12 protein-coding genes and 2 other RNA genes are annotated in these 16950 nt (G+C 58.2%); 7 read left to right on the forward strand and 7 right to left on the reverse strand.

The window, feature by feature from the left end; translation table 11 throughout:
• Nucleotides 1-38: 38 nt before the first annotated feature.
• Both ACMGG5_RS19385 and ACMGG5_RS19390 read left to right on the forward strand, forming a co-directional pair.
• Nucleotides 39-169: non-coding RNA, RtT sRNA (locus tag ACMGG5_RS19385), on the forward strand.
• Between the two features lie 45 nt (nucleotides 170-214).
• Nucleotides 215-345: non-coding RNA, RtT sRNA (locus ACMGG5_RS19390), on the forward strand.
• A 76-nt stretch (nucleotides 346-421) separates the two neighbouring features.
• On the opposite strand, the gene ACMGG5_RS19395 is transcribed toward ACMGG5_RS19390, so the two are convergent.
• Entirely contained in the window at nucleotides 422-865 is a 444-nt protein-coding gene (locus tag ACMGG5_RS19395; RefSeq protein WP_024907089.1) for an Lrp/AsnC family transcriptional regulator, read from the reverse strand.
• 107 nt (nucleotides 866-972) lie between these two features.
• Here ACMGG5_RS19395 and ACMGG5_RS19400 point away from each other — a divergent pair, with 107 nt between their 5' ends.
• Nucleotides 973-1869 carry a DMT family transporter gene (locus ACMGG5_RS19400; RefSeq protein ID WP_420278375.1) on the forward strand — a complete coding sequence of 299 codons (897 nt, stop codon included), beginning with the start codon at nucleotides 973-975 and terminating at the stop codon, nucleotides 1867-1869.
• On the opposite strand, the gene narI is transcribed toward ACMGG5_RS19400, so the two are convergent.
• From narI to ACMGG5_RS19425, 5 genes are all read right to left on the reverse strand, one after another.
• Nucleotides 1866-2543, reverse strand: a complete 678-nt coding sequence (gene narI / locus ACMGG5_RS19405; RefSeq protein ID WP_023312107.1) for a respiratory nitrate reductase subunit gamma — start codon at nucleotides 2541-2543, stop codon at nucleotides 1866-1868. The genes ACMGG5_RS19400 and narI overlap by 4 nt on opposite strands.
• Entirely contained in the window at nucleotides 2543-3253 is a 711-nt protein-coding gene (gene narJ, locus ACMGG5_RS19410) for a nitrate reductase molybdenum cofactor assembly chaperone (RefSeq protein ID WP_061714964.1), read from the reverse strand. The genes narI and narJ overlap by 1 nt, the downstream gene beginning before the upstream one ends.
• Nucleotides 3250-4785 carry a nitrate reductase subunit beta gene (gene narH / locus ACMGG5_RS19415; protein WP_420278376.1) on the reverse strand — a complete coding sequence of 512 codons (1536 nt, stop codon included), beginning with the start codon at nucleotides 4783-4785 and terminating at the stop codon, nucleotides 3250-3252. The genes narJ and narH overlap by 4 nt, the downstream gene beginning before the upstream one ends.
• The gene (locus tag ACMGG5_RS19420) at nucleotides 4782-8525 is read right to left on the reverse strand and encodes a nitrate reductase subunit alpha (RefSeq protein WP_420278377.1); all 3744 of its coding nucleotides are present in this window, start codon (nucleotides 8523-8525) and stop codon (nucleotides 4782-4784) included. Before ACMGG5_RS19420 ends, narH begins: the two co-directional genes overlap by 4 nt.
• Nucleotides 8526-8906: 381 nt before the next feature.
• Nucleotides 8907-10304, reverse strand: a complete 1398-nt coding sequence (locus ACMGG5_RS19425; RefSeq protein ID WP_032656681.1) for a NarK family nitrate/nitrite MFS transporter — start codon at nucleotides 10302-10304, stop codon at nucleotides 8907-8909.
• A 309-nt stretch (nucleotides 10305-10613) separates the two neighbouring features.
• On the opposite strand from ACMGG5_RS19425, the gene narX reads away from it, so the two are divergent.
• Nucleotides 10614-12410 (forward strand): nitrate/nitrite two-component system sensor histidine kinase NarX, encoded by a 1797-nt coding sequence (narX, locus tag ACMGG5_RS19430; protein ID WP_420278378.1) that lies wholly within the window; start codon nucleotides 10614-10616, stop codon nucleotides 12408-12410.
• Nucleotides 12403-13053: a two-component system response regulator NarL gene (gene narL / locus ACMGG5_RS19435; RefSeq protein ID WP_008499531.1), complete on the forward strand. Its 651-nt coding sequence runs from the start codon at nucleotides 12403-12405 to the stop codon at nucleotides 13051-13053. The genes narX and narL overlap by 8 nt, the downstream gene beginning before the upstream one ends.
• A gap of 3 nt (nucleotides 13054-13056) precedes the next feature.
• On the opposite strand, the gene ACMGG5_RS19440 is transcribed toward narL, so the two are convergent.
• The gene (locus tag ACMGG5_RS19440) at nucleotides 13057-14463 is read right to left on the reverse strand and encodes a YchO/YchP family invasin (protein ID WP_420278379.1); all 1407 of its coding nucleotides are present in this window, start codon (nucleotides 14461-14463) and stop codon (nucleotides 13057-13059) included.
• A gap of 177 nt (nucleotides 14464-14640) precedes the next feature.
• Between ACMGG5_RS19440 and ACMGG5_RS19445 the strand changes: the two genes are divergently transcribed.
• Nucleotides 14641-14994: a DsrE/DsrF/TusD sulfur relay family protein gene (locus ACMGG5_RS19445; protein ID WP_420278380.1), complete on the forward strand. Its 354-nt coding sequence runs from the start codon at nucleotides 14641-14643 to the stop codon at nucleotides 14992-14994.
• Between the two features lie 106 nt (nucleotides 14995-15100).
• On the forward strand, nucleotides 15101-16885 hold the full coding sequence (locus ACMGG5_RS19450) for a methyl-accepting chemotaxis protein (protein WP_420278381.1): 1785 nt from the start codon (nucleotides 15101-15103) through the stop codon (nucleotides 16883-16885).
• Nucleotides 16886-16950 lie beyond the last annotated feature (65 nt).

Raw genomic sequence — 16950 nt, forward strand, 5'->3', positions numbered from 1 at the left:
CAAACGACGCTAAACCTTCTATTCACACCAGGCATCATGTATTTCCGTAACGGGGAAGGATGAGAAGCTTCGACTAAGGTTCGATTCGAGCGCAGCGAGAAAGCGTTGCCGCAGGCAACGACCCGAAGGGCGAGGCGCAACGCGCCGAGTAATCCTTCCCCCACCACCATCACTTCCAAACGACGCTAAACCTTCTATTCACACCAGGCATCATGTATTTCCGTAACGGGGAAGGATGAGAAGCTTCGACTAAGGTTCGATTCGAGCGCAGCGAGAAAGCGTTGCCGCAGGCAACGACCCGAAGGGCGAGGCGCAACGCGCCGAGTAATCCTTCCCCCACCACCATCACTTTCCCAACATAAAAAACCGAGTCCGCCTTCGTAGGCCGGGTAAGGCGCAGCCGCCACCCGGCGACAGAAACCTACATCGGCGGCAAACGGCGCTTCACCGGCGAACTCTTCACAATCGACGTATTACACTGGGCATGTTCTGCCAGGCCGTCAAGCAGCGCATCAAGCTGTTCGATTGACCGCACCACCAGCCTAATCACAAAGCAATCTTCCCCGGTGACTTTGTCGCTCTCAATACACTCCGGCATCGCCTGAATGTACTTATCCACCTTATGCAACAGCCCCGGCAAAGGCCGCACGCGCACCAGCGCCTGCAGCGTATACCCCAGCGCCGCCAGATTCACCCGTGCACCATAACCCTGAATCACACCGCGTTCTTCCAGCCTCTTCAGGCGTTCTGCCGTGCTGGGGGACGTCAGACCGATGCGGCCGCTGAGCACCTTCAACGACATGCGCGCATCCTCAACCAGACAGGCTAAAATTTGTCGGTCGATATCATCGATAAGGCATTCCATTCTTTTCACCTAATTTTAAAAAGTCATTTACCTTTTCAACCTTATATCACCCCTGTAAAACCCGACAGCGATTTTCGACAATAGCGTCATTAATCAGGAGGTGGATGATGCGTGATTTACATAAAGGCGTCTGGCAAATGAGCCTGGCGATGTTAATTTCCGGCTCTATCGGCGCGTTTGTTTTGCTCTCCGGTTTGCCGGTGACGGAAGTGGTGTTCTGGCGCTGTCTTATCGGGGCTATGGCGCTTTTTATTTTTATCCGGGTAAGTCAAAAACCCTTCAGTCCCCTCACCCGCACCACGCTGCTGCTGGCTATTCTCGGCGGCGTGGCATTAGTGGTGAACTGGCTGCTGCTCTTCGCCGCCTATGAGCGGATCTCTATTGGTCTTTCTACCGTGGTGTATAACACCCAGCCGTTTATGCTGGTCTTGATGGGGATGTTTTTAGGTGAACGCGTCAGCCTGGTGAAATGGGGCTGGCTGTTCCTCGCCTTTGGCGGCGTGGTGATACTGCTCTCCAGCGAGCTGACCGGCGCGCATGGCGGTGAATGGCTCGCCGGAATCGGTCTGGCGATGGCCGCGGCGTTCTTCTATGCGGTCACGGCCATGATTGCCCGCAAACTCAGATCCGTTGCGCCGCAGCATATTGCCTTTATCCAGGTACTGACGGGCGTCGTGATGCTTTTGCCGTTTGCCCATATGCCGTCATTTTCCGGTGATTTCCCCTGGCCGATCCTGCTCACGCTGGGCATTGTCCATACCGGCATTATGTACCAGCTGCTCTACAGCGCGATTCAGAAGCTGCCGACGCCCATTACCGGCTCCCTGTCGTTTATCTATCCGGTGGTGGCAATTGTTGTTGATAATCTGGTGTTCGGGCACGCGCTGAATCTGACGCAGCTGGCGGGCGGCGCGCTGATCCTGTTTGCTGCCGCGGGTAACAACCTGGGCTGGGGCGAAAAAAAACCCCGCGAGTGCGGGGTTGGTATCAAAACGGCAAATTAGCGCCGGGCGCGTACTATCTGGTATTTGCGCGTCAGGTACTCCACCGGCGCGCTCCAGATATGCACCAGGCGGGAGAACGGGAACAGCACAAACAGCGTCATCCCCAGCACCAGGTGAACGCGGAAGATAAACGCCACGCCGTCCAGGTGCGCGGAGGCTCCGCCGTGGAAGGTCACCACGGACTGCGCCCAGCCCACCAGCTTCATCATTTCGCTCCCGTCCATATGCTGCGCCGAGAATGGAATGGTCAACAGACCCAGCGCACACTGCACCATCAGCAGGGAGAGGATCAGGATGTCCGCTGCAGTCGTGGTCGCACGCACGCGCGGGCTAAACAGACGACGTTTCAGCAGCAGCAGGCCACCGACCAGAGTCATCACCCCGCAGGCACCGCCCGCGATCATCGCCATCTTCTGCTTCACCTCAATCGGTAGCCACGCTTCATACATCCAGTGCGGCGTCAGCATTCCCAGGAAGTGACCGGCAAAAATCCCCAGAATACCGATGTGGAACAGGTTAGAGCCCACATGCATTCCCTTACGATCCAGCATCTGGCTGGAGGCAGCACGCCAGGTGTACTGACCGTAGTCATAACGCAGCCAGCTTCCCACCAGGAACACGGTGCCCGCGATATACGGGTAAATGTCAAAGAAGAACATATTCAGGAAGTGCATTAGTGCCGTCCTCCGTTAGAGATATTCAAATATTGCGGGGCAACCGCGCCGGCAAAACGACGCTGGTGAGCGGAGATTTCAGACTCGCCGCAGTTCTGGTCAGCAAAGAATTTCACCTGCTCTTCTTCCCAGACCGCATCCAGCGCTTGTGGCGTATCATCGCGGGCTTCATCCGCAATTTTCTCCGCCACTTTTTCACGGTCGACCGCGGCGTTGGCCAGCTTCACCAGCAGATCGAACAGCACCGCATAGCGGCTCTCGCGCTGCTGAAGACGCGCGCCGAGCAGCGCCAGGATCGGCGCGATGTCCTGCAGACCGCCCAGCGCCTCTTCTTTCGGCAACTGCGCCAGGTACTCCAGATACAGCGGCAGATGATCCGGCAGCTCGCGGCTGTCGAGCTGCAGGCCGTGCTGTTCATACTGGGCCATCAGATCCACCATCGCCTGACCGCGGTCGCGAGATTCACCGTGCACGTGTTCAAACAGCAGCAGGGACGTTGCACGACCACGGTCAAACAGCTGGCTGTAGTCCGACTGTGCATCCAGAAGGTCGCGCGCAAGCAGGTCGCGGAGGAAAACACCCAGCTTCTGGGCATCGTCCTTATCCAGGTTTTCAGATGACGCGAGTGCATCAAAGAGTTCCTGCTGATGCTGCGCAAGCGCAGCATCCGGGTACTCGAGCAGACGCGAAACAATGACGAGTTCAATCATTGGTGCGGCTCCGTTTTGCTGGTCACATCCATGGCATCAATGCGGCGGCTGTTGAAGAGATTGAATTTGTTGTCTGACCCGTGGCAACCGTCGCCAAAGGTAAAGCCACAGCCATTTTTTTCCGGGAAGGCTTCGCGGGCCAGCTCACGGTGGCTGCTCGGCACCACGAAACGGTCTTCGTAGTTAGCGATCGCCAGATAGCGGTACATCTCCTGCGCCTGCGCTTCGGTCAGACCGACCTCTTCCAGCGCGCGGGTATCGGTTACGCCATCCACGGTTTCGGCACGCTTGAAGTGACGCATCGCCAGCATACGCTTCAGCGCCAGCAGGACCGGCTGGGTATCGCCTGCGGTCAGCAGGTTTGCCAGATACTGAACCGGGATACGCAGGCTCTCCACGTCCGGCAGAATGCCGTTGCTGCCCAGTTCACCCGCGTCAGCCGCAGACTGAATCGGCGACAGCGGCGGCACGTACCAGACCATCGGCAGAGTGCGGTATTCCGGGTGCAGCGGCAGCGCTAGCTTCCAGTCCATCGCCATTTTGTACACCGGCGACTGCTGCGCGGCGTCAATCACGCTCTGCGGGATGCCGTCTTTCAGCGCCTGCTCAATCACCTTCGGATCGTTCGGATCGAGGAACACGTCCAGCTGACGCTGATAGAGATCTTTCTCGTGCTCGGTGCTGGCTGCGTTTTCAATCGCGTCTGCGTCGTACAGCAGCACGCCGAGGTAGCGAATACGGCCTACGCAGCTTTCGGAGCAGACGGTTGGCATCCCGGCTTCAATACGCGGATAGCAGAAGATGCACTTCTCGGATTTGCCGCTCTTCCAGTTGAAGTAGATCTTTTTGTACGGGCAGCCGGTGATGCACATACGCCAGCCGCGGCACTTGTCCTGGTCGATCAGCACGATGCCGTCTTCTTCACGCTTGTAGATGGCGCCGCTCGGGCAGGTCGCCACGCACGCCGGGTTGAGGCAGTGCTCGCACAGGCGCGGCAGATACATCATGAAGGTATTTTCGAACTGGCCGTACATCGCCTTCTGCATGTTCTCGAAGTTCTGGTCTTTGGCGCGTTTCTCGAACTCGCCGCCCAGAATCTCTTCCCAGTTTGGACCGCTGGTAATTTTGTCCATGCGCTGGCCGGTGATCAGCGAGCGAGGACGGGCGATCGGCTGGTGTTTGCCTTCCGGCGCGTTGTGCAGGTTCTGGTAGTCGTAATCAAACGGCTCGTAGTAATCATCGATGCCCGGCAGATGCGGGTTAGCGAAGATTTTTCCCAGAAGCCAAGCGCGGTTACCCATGCGCGGCTGCAGCTTGCCGTTGATTTTACGGATCCAGCCGCCCTTCCACTTCTCCTGGTTTTCCCAGTCGGTCGGGAAGCCGGTGCCCGGCTTACTTTCCACGTTGTTGAACCAGGCGTATTCCATACCTTCACGGCTGGTCCAGACGTTTTTACAGGTGACCGAGCAGGTATGGCAGCCGATGCATTTATCCAGATTCAGCACCATGCCGACTTGTGAACGAATTTTCATTTTACGCTCTCCTGTACCTGGTCATTACCTTCGCCGTCTAACCAGTTAATATTCTTCATCTTACGTACCACCACGAACTCATCGCGGTTCGATCCTACGGTGCCGTAGTAGTTAAAGCCGTAGGCCAGCTGCGCATAGCCACCGATCATGTGGGTCGGCTTCGGCGTAATGCGGGTCACGGAGTTGTGGATCCCGCCGCGCTGCTCGGTGATCTCTGACCCCGGCAGGTTAACGATACGTTCCTGCGCGTGGTACATCATGGTCATCCCGGCCGGTACGCGCTGGCTCACCACCGCACGCGCCGTCAGGGCACCGTTACTGTTGAACACTTCGATCCAGTCGTTATCTTCAATACCCAGATCTTTGGCATCCGTTTCGCTCATCCAGACAATCGGACCGCCGCGCGACAGGGTCAGCATCAGCAGGTTATCGCTGTAGGTGGAGTGAATACCCCACTTCTGGTGCGGCGTCAGGAAGTTCAGCGCCTTCTCAGGGTTACCGTTCGATTTCGCCCCCATCACGGCTTTCACGGAGCGGGTGTCGATTGGCGGACGGTACACCAGCAGGCTTTCACCGAAGTCGCGCATCCACTGGTGATCCTGATACAGCGACTGGCGGCCTGACAGGGTGCGCCATGGGATCAGCTCGTGAACGTTGGTGTAGCCCGCGTTATAGGACACATGCTCATCTTCCAGGCCTGACCAGGTCGGGCTGGAGATAATCTTGCGCGGCTGGGCCTGAATATCGCGGAAGCGGATTTTCTCTTCCTCTTTATTCGTCGCCAGGTGGGTATGGTCGCGACCGGTGAACTCGCTCAGGGCCGCCCAGGCCTTCACCGCCACGTGGCCGTTGGTTTCCGGTGCCAGAGTCAGGATCATCTCTGCGGCATCAATCGCCGTGTTCAGCATTGGCTGGCCTTTGGCCGGGCCGTCCGCTTTGGTGTAGTTAAGCTTACGCAGCAGGTCCATCTCGCTCTGGGTGTTCCAGGCGATCCCTTTCCCGCCGTTACCGATTTTCTCCATCAGCGGGCCGATAGAGGTAAAGCGCTCGTAGGTTGCCGGGTAGTCGCGTTCAACCGGAATAATGTGCGGTGCGGTCACGCCCGGGATCAGGTCGCACTCGCCTTTTTTCCAGTCCTTCACGTTCAGTGGCTGCGCCAGTTCGGCGGCGGAGTCGTGCTGGATGGGCAGCGTCACCACGTCGGTCTCTTTGCCGAGGTGCCCCACGCAGACTTCGGAGAATGTCTTCGCGATGTCTTTGTAGATCTCCCAGTCGCTTTTCGATTCCCACGCCGGGTCAACGGCCGCAGACAGCGGATGAATAAACGGATGCATGTCCGAGGTATTCATGTCGTCTTTTTCGTACCAGGTGGCGGTAGGCAGCACGATGTCGGAGTAGAGGCAGGTGCTGGACAGGCGGAAGTCGAGGGTGACCACCAGATCCAGCTTGCCGTCGAGACCGTTGTCTTTCCACTCCACCTCTTCCGGCTTCACGCCGCCCTGCTTGCCGAGATCTTTCCCCTGGATACCGTTTTCGGTACCAAGCAGGTATTTCAGCATGTACTCGTGGCCTTTACCGGACGAGCCCAGCAGGTTGGAGCGCCAGATAAACAGGTTACGCGGATGGTTTTTACCGTTCTCCGGCTGTTCCGCCGCGAAGCGAATTGAGCCATCCTTCAGGGATTTCACGGTGTAATCCACCGGTGACATGCCTGCCTGCTTTGCCGCTTCCGCAATGCGCAGCGGGTTAGTGCCCAGCTGCGGCGCAGACGGCAGCCAGCCCATGCGCTCGGCGCGCACGTTGAAGTCAATCAGATGGCCGCTGTAGCGGGATTTATCCGCCATCGGCGATAGCAGCTCCTGCGCGGTGACCGTCTCGTAGCGCCACTGGCTGGAGTGGTTATAGAAGTAGGAAGTGCTGTTCATGTGGCGTGCCGGGCGCTGCCAGTCGAGGGCAAACGCCAGCGGCTGCCAGCCGGTCTGCGGACGCAGTTTTTCCTGGCCCACGTAGTGCGCCCAGCCGCCGCCGCTCTGGCCGACGCAGCCGCAGAAGATCAGCATGTTGATCAGGCCACGGTAGTTCATATCGAGGTGATACCAGTGGTTCAGACCCGCACCGACGATGATCATGGAGCGACCGTGGGTCTTGTCGGCGTTATCCGCAAACTCGCGGGCGATACGCACGATCTGCGCGCGTGGAACGCCGGTGATTTGCTCTGCCCATGCCGGGGTGTAGGCTTTCACATCGTCATAGCCGGTTGCGCAGTTTTCATCGCCCAGGCCGCGTTCCAGTCCGTAGTTCGCCATGGTCAGGTCATAGACGGTGGTGACCAGAGCGGTAGACCCGTCCGCCAGCTGCAGGCGTTTCACCGGCAGCTTGTGCATCAGTACGTTTTTCAGTTCAACCTTGTTGAAGTGCTCGGAACCTTCGCCGCCGAAGTACGGGAAGCCCACCTCGGCGATCTCGTCCTGGCTACCCAGCATGCTCAGGCGCAGCTCCGTCTCTTCGCCGGTCGTGCCGTTACGCTGCTCAAGGTTCCACTTGCCCTTCTCGCCCCAGCGGAAGCCGATAGAGCCGTTTGGCGCCACCAGCTCGCCGTTGCTGTTATACGCAACGGTTTTCCACTCAGGATTATTTTCCTGGCCCAGCGAATCCACCAGATCGGCAGCGCGCAGCGTACGGCCAGCGGCATAGTAGCCCTCACGCTCTTCCAGCATGACCAGCATCGGCATGTCGGTATAGCGGCGGACGTAGTCGGTGAAGTACTGGCTTGGTTTATCCAGGTGGAACTCGCGCAGCATGACGTGACCCATCGCCATCGCCATCGCCGCATCGGTACCCTGTTTCGGCGCCAGCCACAGATCGCACAGCTTGGCGATTTCGGCATAGTCCGGGGTCACCGCCACCGTTTTGGTGCCTTTGTAACGGACTTCGGTAAAGAAGTGCGCGTCCGGCGTACGGGTCTGAGGAACGTTAGAGCCCCAGGCGATGATGTAGCTGGAGTTGTACCAGTCCGCGGATTCCGGCACGTCGGTCTGCTCGCCCCAGGTCTGCGGAGACGCGGGCGGCAGGTCGCAGTACCAGTCGTAGAAACTCAGGCAGGTACCGCCGATTAAAGAGAGATAGCGCGCGCCGGAGGCATAAGAGACCATCGACATCGCCGGGATCGGCGAGAAGCCCGCCACGCGGTCAGGACCGTAGGTTTTGACGGTGTAGACGTTGGAAGCGGCAATCAGCTCGTTCACTTCTTTCCATGAGGAGCGAACGAAACCTCCGCGACCGCGGGCCTGCTTGAAGCTTTTTGCTTTGTCAGCGTCTTCAATGATGGAGGCCCAGGCATCCACCGGATCGCTGTGCTGCACTTTCGCTTCACGCCAAATTTTCATCAGGCGCTTGCGCATCAGGGGGTATTTCAGACGGTTCGCGCTGTAGAGATACCAGGAGTAGCTGGCGCCACGCGGGCAGCCGCGCGGTTCGTGGTTCGGCATATCCGGGCGGGTGCGAGGATAGTCGGTCTGCTGCATTTCCCAGGTCACCAGACCGTTTTTAACGAAAATCTTCCAGCTACATGAGCCAGTGCAGTTCACGCCGTGGGTCGAACGGACGACTTTGTCATGCTGCCAGCGCTGGCGGTAACCGTCTTCCCAGTCCCGGTTGGTATCCAGAACCTGGCCGTGCCCATCGGCAAACGTTTCACCCTTCTGCTTGAAGTAGCGAAACCGGTCCAAAAATTTGCTCATCGGGTATCTCCTGTGTGGAGCCTGTGGCTCTCTAAATCGACATTGCTGATTTGCAGCGAAGGTAACGCCCTGAAAGAGGGGGAGAATTGATAACGATCAAGACGAGGAGGGACTTTCAGGCGAGGGGTTATACCGAATACCACCAAAGCGGTATCTTATAAAAATCCATATATATATGAAATATATGGGTATTTTTATTTTATCGTACAAAAAGCAGGTCAAAATTTAACATCTCAGGTATTAAGGGGTAGACCCACCTGCAAAGCGATGGCGTTCACAGTGTCACCGCAGGCGTCTGCCGTAAAAGCCGTAAGTATGTTGTAACTATTATTCAGGCTAAAAAAAACGCGGCCCGAAGGCCGCGTAAACGGATAATCACACTTACTTATTTTTCTTAGTATTTCGGCCATATACCAGCCACGTAATCACTACGCAGGCGATATAGAAGACGAGGAAGACTTTCATGGCACCGGCCGGTGAGCCGGTCAGGTCCAGAGAGATACCGAACGCTTTCGGGATAAAGAAGCCGCCAATCGCCCCGATGGCAGAGATAAAGCCCAGCGCAGCGGCCGTATCCGTCGCCGCTTCGCGCATCGCCTGCTCTTCGCTCCCGCCCTGCGCCTTCACGCGATCCATGGTCAGCTTACGGAAGATCACGGAGATCATCTGGAAGGTAGACGCACTCCCCAGCCCGGCCGTCAGAAACAGCACCATAAACACGCCGAAGAAGGCGATGAAGTTACCGCCCTGTCCGTCGACGGGCAGCGTGAGGAACAGCAGCGCGCAGAAGATTGCCATCACGACGAAGTTAACCAGCGTCACGCGGGTGCCGCCGAGACGGTCAGACACCATGCCGCCCAGCGAACGCGCCAGGGCGCCAATAAACGGCCCGAAGAAGGCAAAATGCAGGATCTGAATCTCCGGGAACTGCGTTTTCGACAGCATTGCGAAGCCCGCAGAGAAGCCGATAAACGAGCCGAAAGTGGCCAGATACAGCAGCGCCATCACCCAGAGGTGTCCACGCTTCAGCACCGGCAGCTGTTCGCTCAGCGACGCCTTCGACGCGGACAGGTCATTCATAAAGAACCAGGCTGCGAGGGTGAAGACCACCAGGAAAGGTACCCAGATCCAGGCTGCGTTTTGCAGATAGAGGGAAGAACCATCCGCCTGCTCAACGCCACCGCCGCCAAAGGCTGCAAAAATGGAGACCGAGATCGCCAGCGGGGCAATCAGCTGCATCACGCTCACGCCCATGTTACCCAGACCGCCGTTAATGCCCAGCGCGCCGCCCTGCTTCGCTTTCGGGAAGAAGAAGCTGATGTTCGCCATGCTGGAGGCGAAGTTCGCGCCCGCAAAACCGCACAGCAGGGAGATAATCACGAACACGCTGAACGGCGTAGAGGTATCCTGCACCGCGAAGCCGAGCCACACGCAAGGGACGATCATGATGCCCGTGCTGAACGCCGTCCAGCGACGACCGCCAAACACCGGCACCATAAACGCGTAAGGCACACGCAGTAGCGCGCCTGACAGCGACGGCAGCGCGGTCAGCATGAACAGCTGATCGGTGGTAAACGTAAAACCCACTTTCGGCAGGTTGACCGCCACCGCGCTAAACAACATCCATACGCAAAATGCTAATAACAAACACGGCACGGAAATCCATAGATTCCGGCTTGCTACACGATGGCCGCGCTGTTGCCAGAACGCCGGATCCTCTGGACGCCAGTCTGTAATAACGGCACCATTTTCCCTTTCGGGAGCGGATGAGTGACTCATAGACACCTCTGATTCTCGAATGATGCTGCAAACATTAGGGTTTTAGGGCGGCGGTAAGTTGATATAAATCAAAGGAAAAGTGGGAGGATTTGCGGCGCAAAATAAGGCCTCACCCTTAGTGAGTAGGCTAATTCGGTAAAAAAGACGTGGTTTTTCACGGCACTGACGGTTCCTGGCTACCCCCACCTCCTTCCCTCTACTCCGTTGGCAATTTAGGGGTAATCCTTTATTGGTATGGGTATACTCCAGGGTATGCACCAGAATAGCGCCATTCCTGCAAGCAGGCCACGTCAGGAGCACGCCACCTCTATGTTAAAAAGATGTTTATCTCCGCTGACGCTCGTGAATCAGCTAGCCCTTATCGTTTTGCTGTCCACCGCTATCGGCGTGACCGGCATGGCGATCTCTGGCTGGCTGGTGCAGGGAGTACAGGGTAATGCGCATGCCATCAATGAGGCAGGCTCGCTACGCATGCAGAGTTATCGCCTGCTGGCATCGGTTCCCCTGACGCAGGACGCTCGGCCCCTGATTGATGAAATGGAGCGCACGGTCTTCAGCCCCGAACTGGAAAACGCCGCCATCCGCGCCGGTCAGCAGTCCCAGCTTAACGCCCTTCAGGGCTACTGGCACGCCCAGCTGGAGCCCGGGCTGAAGCAGGCGCGCAGCACAGAAACCGTTGCGCAGGACGTGGCGGGATTCGTCTCGCGCATTGATGCGCTGGTCTCCTCTTTTGACCAAACCACCGAACTCCGCATCGACCGGGTAGTGATGGTGCACCGCGCGATGGCGCTGTTTATGGGTCTGCTGCTGATTTTCACCATCGTCTGGCTCCGCGCGCGGCTGCTGAACCCGTGGAAACAGCTGCTGGCAATGGCCCGCGCGGTCACCGCACGCGATTTTACCCAGCGCACGCACATCAGCGGGCGCAACGAGATGGCCATGCTCGGCCAGGCGCTCAACACCATGTCGGCAGAGCTCTCCGAGAGCTACGCGGTGCTGGAGCAGCGCGTTCAGGAAAAAACGGCCGGACTGGAGCAGAAAAACGAGATCCTCTCCTTCCTGTGGCAGGCTAACCGTCGTCTGCACATGCAGGTGCCGCTATGCGAACGCCTCTCGCCGGTGCTGAACGGCCTGCAAAATCTGACCCTGCTGCACGACCTTGAGCTGCGGGTCTACGATGTGGAAGACGAAGATAACCATCAGGAATTTACCTGTCAGTCAGATATGTCCTGCGATGACAAAGGCTGCCATCTTTGCCCTCGCGGCCTGCCGCCGCTGACGTCCGGCGGCACCACCCTGAAGTGGCGCCTGACCGACAGCCACACCCAGTACGGTATTCTGCTGGCAACGCTGCCAGCCGGGCGTCACCTGAGCCACGACCAGCAGCAGCTGGTTGATACGCTGGTCGAACAGCTAACGGCCACGCTGGCGCTCGACAGGCATCAGGAAAAGCAGCAGCAGCTGATCGTCATGGAAGAGCGCGCGACTATTGCCCGCGAGCTTCACGACTCTATCGCCCAGTCGCTCTCCTGTATGAAAATGCAGGTGAGCTGCCTGCAGATGCAGGATGCGGAGATGCCGGAAAGCAATAAGCAGCTGCTCAGCCAGATCCGCAACGAGCTGAACACCTCCTGGATACAGCTTCGCGAGCTGCTGACCACCTTCCGCCTGCAGCTGACCGAGCCGGGCCTGCGCCCGGCGCTGGAATCCAGCTGTCTCGAATTTAGCGCCCGGCTGGGGTTCCCGGTGAAGCTGGATTACCAGTTGCCGCCGCGGTTTGTCCCCTCCCATCAGGCCATACATTTACTGCAGATCGCCCGCGAAGCGCTGAGCAACGTGCTTAAACACGCTGACGCGACGGCGGTCACGGTCACCGTCAGCCAGCACGATAATCAGGTCAAACTGACGGTTCACGATAACGGCCGCGGCGTGCCGGAAAATGCCGAACGCACTAACCATTATGGTTTAATCATTATGCGAGACCGCGCCCAAAGCCTGCGCGGTGATTGCCAGGTTCGCCGGAGAGAGACGGGCGGCACGGAAGTTGTCGTCACCTTTATTCCCGAGAAACCGCTCACAACTGCTCAAGGAGAAACCCATGACTAATCAGGAACCGGCATCCATCCTGTTGATCGACGACCATCCGATGCTGCGTACTGGCGTGAAACAGCTGGTCAGCATGGCACCCGATATCACCGTGGTGGGCGAAGCCAGCAACGGTGAACAGGGCATTGAGCTTGCCGAATCTCTCGATCCCGATCTGATCCTGCTCGATCTGAATATGCCCGGCATGAACGGTCTGGAGACCCTCGACAAGCTGCGGGAAAAATCGCTTTCCGGCCGCATCGTCGTCTTTAGCGTCTCGAACCATGAGGAGGATGTGGTCACGGCGCTGAAGCGCGGGGCGGATGGCTATCTGCTGAAGGATATGGAGCCGGAAGACTTGCTTAAGGCGCTACAGCAGGCGGCGGCGGGCGAAATGGTGCTCAGCGAAGCCTTAACGCCGGTCCTGGCCGCCAGCCTGCGCGCCAACCGCGCCACCTCTGACCGTGACGTCAGCCAGTTAACCCCGCGCGAGCGCGATATTCTCAAGCTTATCGCCCAGGGGCTGCCGAACAAAATGATCGCCCGCCGTCTGGACATCACCGAAAGCACGGTCAAAGTGCACGTGAAGCATATGCTGAAGAAAATGAAGCTAAAATCCCGCGTTGAAGCCGCCGTGTGGGTGCATCAGGAACGCATTTTTTAAGGACTACTCATCCGGCAGCAGCTTCCAGCGCGGATCGTCGTCAGGCAATGCGACCAGCGGCTGCACCACGGCAAGCGTGATCTCATTGGACGAGACGCGCTGGCCTTTCTCATCTTCCACTACCGCCGACAGGTGCCAGCGGTTTGTCGCCCCTTCCCGGTCATCCCAGGCAGGGATAATCACGCTCCAGCCGTCGGTGCTGTTGCTTTTCGCCGGCGACGTCAGGCTCAGTGCCTGCGTATCCCCCTGCCAGTGGATCTGACGGATGCCGTGCGTGCTGCGAACCTGAAGCTTCAGCATCACGGTCTCGCCCCCTTTCAGATCCCACGGCGGCGTGGCCAGCCAGACGGACAGCGTTTTACGCTGGCGGAACTCCATAACCGGCAGGCTGGTGCGCTCCGGTGAGTCGTAGCGGCTGCCGCGCAGGGAGCGCGTGGCGGCGACCTCATCGGCGGATAGCTGCTTAGCCAGCGGCACGCCAAAGCGATAGTTGAGCTTCAGCCCGAGGTTATTCTGGCTCTCGCCGCTTTCGCCCTGCTTGTGTCCGGCGGTCAGCGTCACCAACGGAACAGGGGTATAGTTAAGCCCCAGATTCACCGCCACAGGATTGTGATAGCCGGTTCCGCTGTTGAAGAGGTCGACGTTATCGCCAAAATATTGCTCGAAGCTAACGCTGGTATTCAGATGATGGAACCATGGCAGCCAGGCTTTAGCGGTGACGTCATATCCACGCGCCATGCGCTGCTCCTGGACGTCGGAGCGCTCGCGCCATCCTGCCAGGGGCTGATAATAGTTCGCTGACAGGCGCAGATTTTCCCCCCACGCTTCCGCCCCCAACCCGGCACGCTGCAGATTTTCATCCAGAAGATTATCGTAAAAAGTGTTATAACCCAGCAGCCATTTCCCGGCGACCCAGCGCTGACCGATTCCAGCGTTACTGACCAGGCCATCCGTCTGCTGGGTCAGGCCAAGCTGGCTCCAGCTCAGGTAGCGGTTAGTATCGTTCCACGGGATAAACCAGCTCCCACTGCTGCCGTTAAATTTGCCATCGTTATCCACCAGCAGGTTCACGCTGGCGTTTCCCCAGGGCGACAGCCAGGACTCAATCTGCTGGTTCACTTCCCCGCTTACCGCGTCGCGCACCTGACCAAAGGCAAACTGACGCGCCTGCTCGCCGGTCGTCAGGCCATTGTCGGTCATGCTGGCTTCACCAAAGGCTTTCGCCATTTCGGCCAGATGCTTCTCCCCCTCGCCCGTAGGCGCCGCCAGGCCGAGGTCGGGCAGACTGTCCCCGTTATTATCAAAGGGGTGCTGTGCCTGATGCATAAAGGAATTCGGCGCACCGTAAACGGCTCCGACCGACAAAAGGGAGAGTAATAGCAGAGAACGAATGCGAGACGATACAGCCATCAACGTCGGGTTTAGCGCCTGGATTTTTGTAAAAGACGTCTTACCTTAACGCTATTAAGAAAGAATTGCAGCCTTACGGGAAATTTCAGGAATATCCTGAAGTTTATTGACGGCTGCAGGCAGCGTAAACTCGGTAAACCCTATATTATTCGTGCCTTTATAAGAACAGGAGTCAACATGCAAAAGATTGTTATCGTCGCCAACGGTGCGGCCTACGGGAGTGAATCCCTTTTTAACAGCCTGCGCCTGGCCATTGCGCTGCGTGAAAAAGAGAGCGACCTGGCGTTACGCCTCTTTTTAATGTCCGACGCGGTCACCGCCGGGCTGAAGGGACAAAAACCGGCCGAGGGTTATAACATTCAGCAGATGCTGGAGATCCTGACCGCGCAAAACGTGCCGGTGAAATTGTGCAAGACCTGCACCGACGGGCGCGGCATTACCGAACTGCCGCTGATTGATGGCGTAGAAATTGGTACGCTGGTTGAACTGGCCGAGTGGACGCTGTCCGCAGATAAAGTATTAACTTTTTAATAATAAACCCGTAAAAATATTATTTTCTTATGGACGCGGTTTCAGCATCAAGTTTACCTGCTGGGTTGCCGATAGGCATGGAAACAACACAGCAGGTATTTCACTTATGTTCAGATCGATTCGTGCACGCATCATCGCGGCGACGGCAGGCTGTCTGGTCGTCGCCCTTCTCCTCAACACCGTTATTAACTTCCAGGTCACACGCCAGGATAACCAGCAGTCACAGCGCGATATCCTGACCAGCACCAGCGCCAGCCATAACATGGCGATTGCCGACTGGGTAAAAAGCAAGATGACGGCGATCGCCTCCGCGCAGACCGTCGCACTGAGTGACGATCCGGTTCCGGTGTTTAAACAGCTTGCACAGGCGGGTGGATTCACCAACGTTTATGTCGGCTACGCCAGCAAAACGGCGAAATTCTCTGAACCGGCGGGCGTTCCGGCGGATTATGACCCGACCATTCGCCCGTGGTATCAGCAGGTGGTCAGTACGGACGGTCCGGTTGTCACCGCGCCCTACGTTGACGCGGGGACCGGTAAACTGGTGGTGACCTTCGCCGTGCCGGTGAAAGAGAATGGCACACTGAAAGCGGTGGTGGCGGGCGATGTGGCCATGGACAGCGTGGTGGCGAACGTACGCGGGATCCATCCAACCCCGGCCAGCAGCGGGTTGCTTCTGAACAGTGACGGCAGCGTTATTGCCGCTAACGATCCGGCTCTGACGCTTAAACCGTTTGCTGAGACCATCAAAGGCATCGATTTTGCTGCGCTGAAAAGCGGTAACCCGGTTGACGGCACGCTGAACGACGTCGAAAAAACCTTCGTGGCGACAGCCGTGCCGGGCACAAACTGGCTGCTAGTCGTCGCCCTCGACAACGGTGACGCCACCTCCGGCATGCGTTCCCTGCTTAAAGCATCGGCGATTTCGCTTGTGATCCTGGCACTGCTGAGCGCGGCCATTGTTCACCTCCTGATTGCCCGCCTGCTGAAGCGTCTGTCCGACATTCGCGACGCGATGCACAACATTGCCAACGGGACTAACGATCTGTCGCAGCGTCTGCCGGACAGCGGCGAGGACGAGGTGGCGCAGATTGCGCAGGCCTTTAATGCCTTCAGCGATAAGCTGTCGGTGGTGATGGTGCAGCTCCGTGATGCCAGTGAATCGGTGAAAAACGCCGCCCAGGAGATTGCGGCGGGTAACCAGGATCTCTCCGGACGTACCGAGCAGGCGGCATCCAGCCTGCGCGAGACGGCCAGCGCCGTGGAGCAGATCACCGCCTCCGTGACCCAATCGAACGAGTCGGCGGCAGAAGCGAACGATCAGGCGAGCAAGGCCTCAGCGGCCGCGGCGCGCGGCGGCGAGGTGGTATCCCAGGCGATCAGCACCATGCAATCCATCGAAGTCGCGTCGGCTAAAATTGGCGATATCACCAGCGTGATTGACGGCATTGCTTTCCAGACCAACATTCTGGCGCTGAACGCCTCCGTCGAGGCGGCCCGTGCCGGGGAGCAGGGTCGCGGGTTTGCCGTGGTGGCAGGCGAAGTGCGTAACCTGGCGAGCCGTAGCGCCCAGGCGGCGAAAGAGATCAAATCGCTGATCGATTCCACCACCGACAGCGTGGCCACCGGCTCCCGCTACGTGCATCTGGCCGGGGAAAGCATGGACGAGATCCGCTCCAGCATCGGCAGCGTCTCCGGCATCATGCGCGAAATCTCCATCGCCACCAGCGAGCAGATGAAAGGCATTCATGAGATCAATCATGCGGTGACCCATCTCGACAGGATGGTCCAGCAGAACGCCGAGCTGGTGGTGGAATCCGCCGCCGCTGCGGGTGCCCTGCAGAGCCAGGCTGGGGACCTTGCTGAAACCGCCGGCCATTTCCGCATTTAATTTTATTCCGGCGCGGGTTTACCGGGTAAAACCCGCGCCAGCTGAATGCTTTCAGGAATTTTGTC

The sequence above is a fragment of the Enterobacter sp. BNK-34 genome, from assembly GCF_048684445.1.
GTDB lineage: Bacteria > Pseudomonadota > Gammaproteobacteria > Enterobacterales > Enterobacteriaceae > Enterobacter > Enterobacter pseudoroggenkampii.

Bases quoted from the DNA above. Each gene is read 5' to 3' on its own strand.
- narJ (WP_061714964.1), bottom strand. From the start codon at position 3,253: ATGATTGAACTCGTCATTGTTTCGCGTCTGCTCGAGTACCCGGATGCT.
- narL (WP_008499531.1), top strand. From the start codon at position 12,403: ATGACTAATCAGGAACCGGCATCCATCCTGTTGATCGACGACCATCCG.
- ACMGG5_RS19395 (WP_024907089.1), bottom strand. From the start codon at position 865: ATGGAATGCCTTATCGATGATATCGACCGACAAATTTTAGCCTGTCTG.
- ACMGG5_RS19445 (WP_420278380.1), top strand. From the start codon at position 14,641: ATGCAAAAGATTGTTATCGTCGCCAACGGTGCGGCCTACGGGAGTGAA.
- ACMGG5_RS19400 (WP_420278375.1), top strand. From the start codon at position 973: ATGCGTGATTTACATAAAGGCGTCTGGCAAATGAGCCTGGCGATGTTA.
- narH (WP_420278376.1), bottom strand. From the start codon at position 4,785: ATGAAAATTCGTTCACAAGTCGGCATGGTGCTGAATCTGGATAAATGC.
- narX (WP_420278378.1), top strand. From the start codon at position 10,614: ATGTTAAAAAGATGTTTATCTCCGCTGACGCTCGTGAATCAGCTAGCC.
- ACMGG5_RS19440 (WP_420278379.1), bottom strand. From the start codon at position 14,463: ATGGCTGTATCGTCTCGCATTCGTTCTCTGCTATTACTCTCCCTTTTG.
- ACMGG5_RS19450 (WP_420278381.1), top strand. From the start codon at position 15,101: ATGTTCAGATCGATTCGTGCACGCATCATCGCGGCGACGGCAGGCTGT.
- ACMGG5_RS19420 (WP_420278377.1), bottom strand. From the start codon at position 8,525: ATGAGCAAATTTTTGGACCGGTTTCGCTACTTCAAGCAGAAGGGTGAA.
- ACMGG5_RS19425 (WP_032656681.1), bottom strand. From the start codon at position 10,304: ATGAGTCACTCATCCGCTCCCGAAAGGGAAAATGGTGCCGTTATTACA.
- narI (WP_023312107.1), bottom strand. From the start codon at position 2,543: ATGCACTTCCTGAATATGTTCTTCTTTGACATTTACCCGTATATCGCG.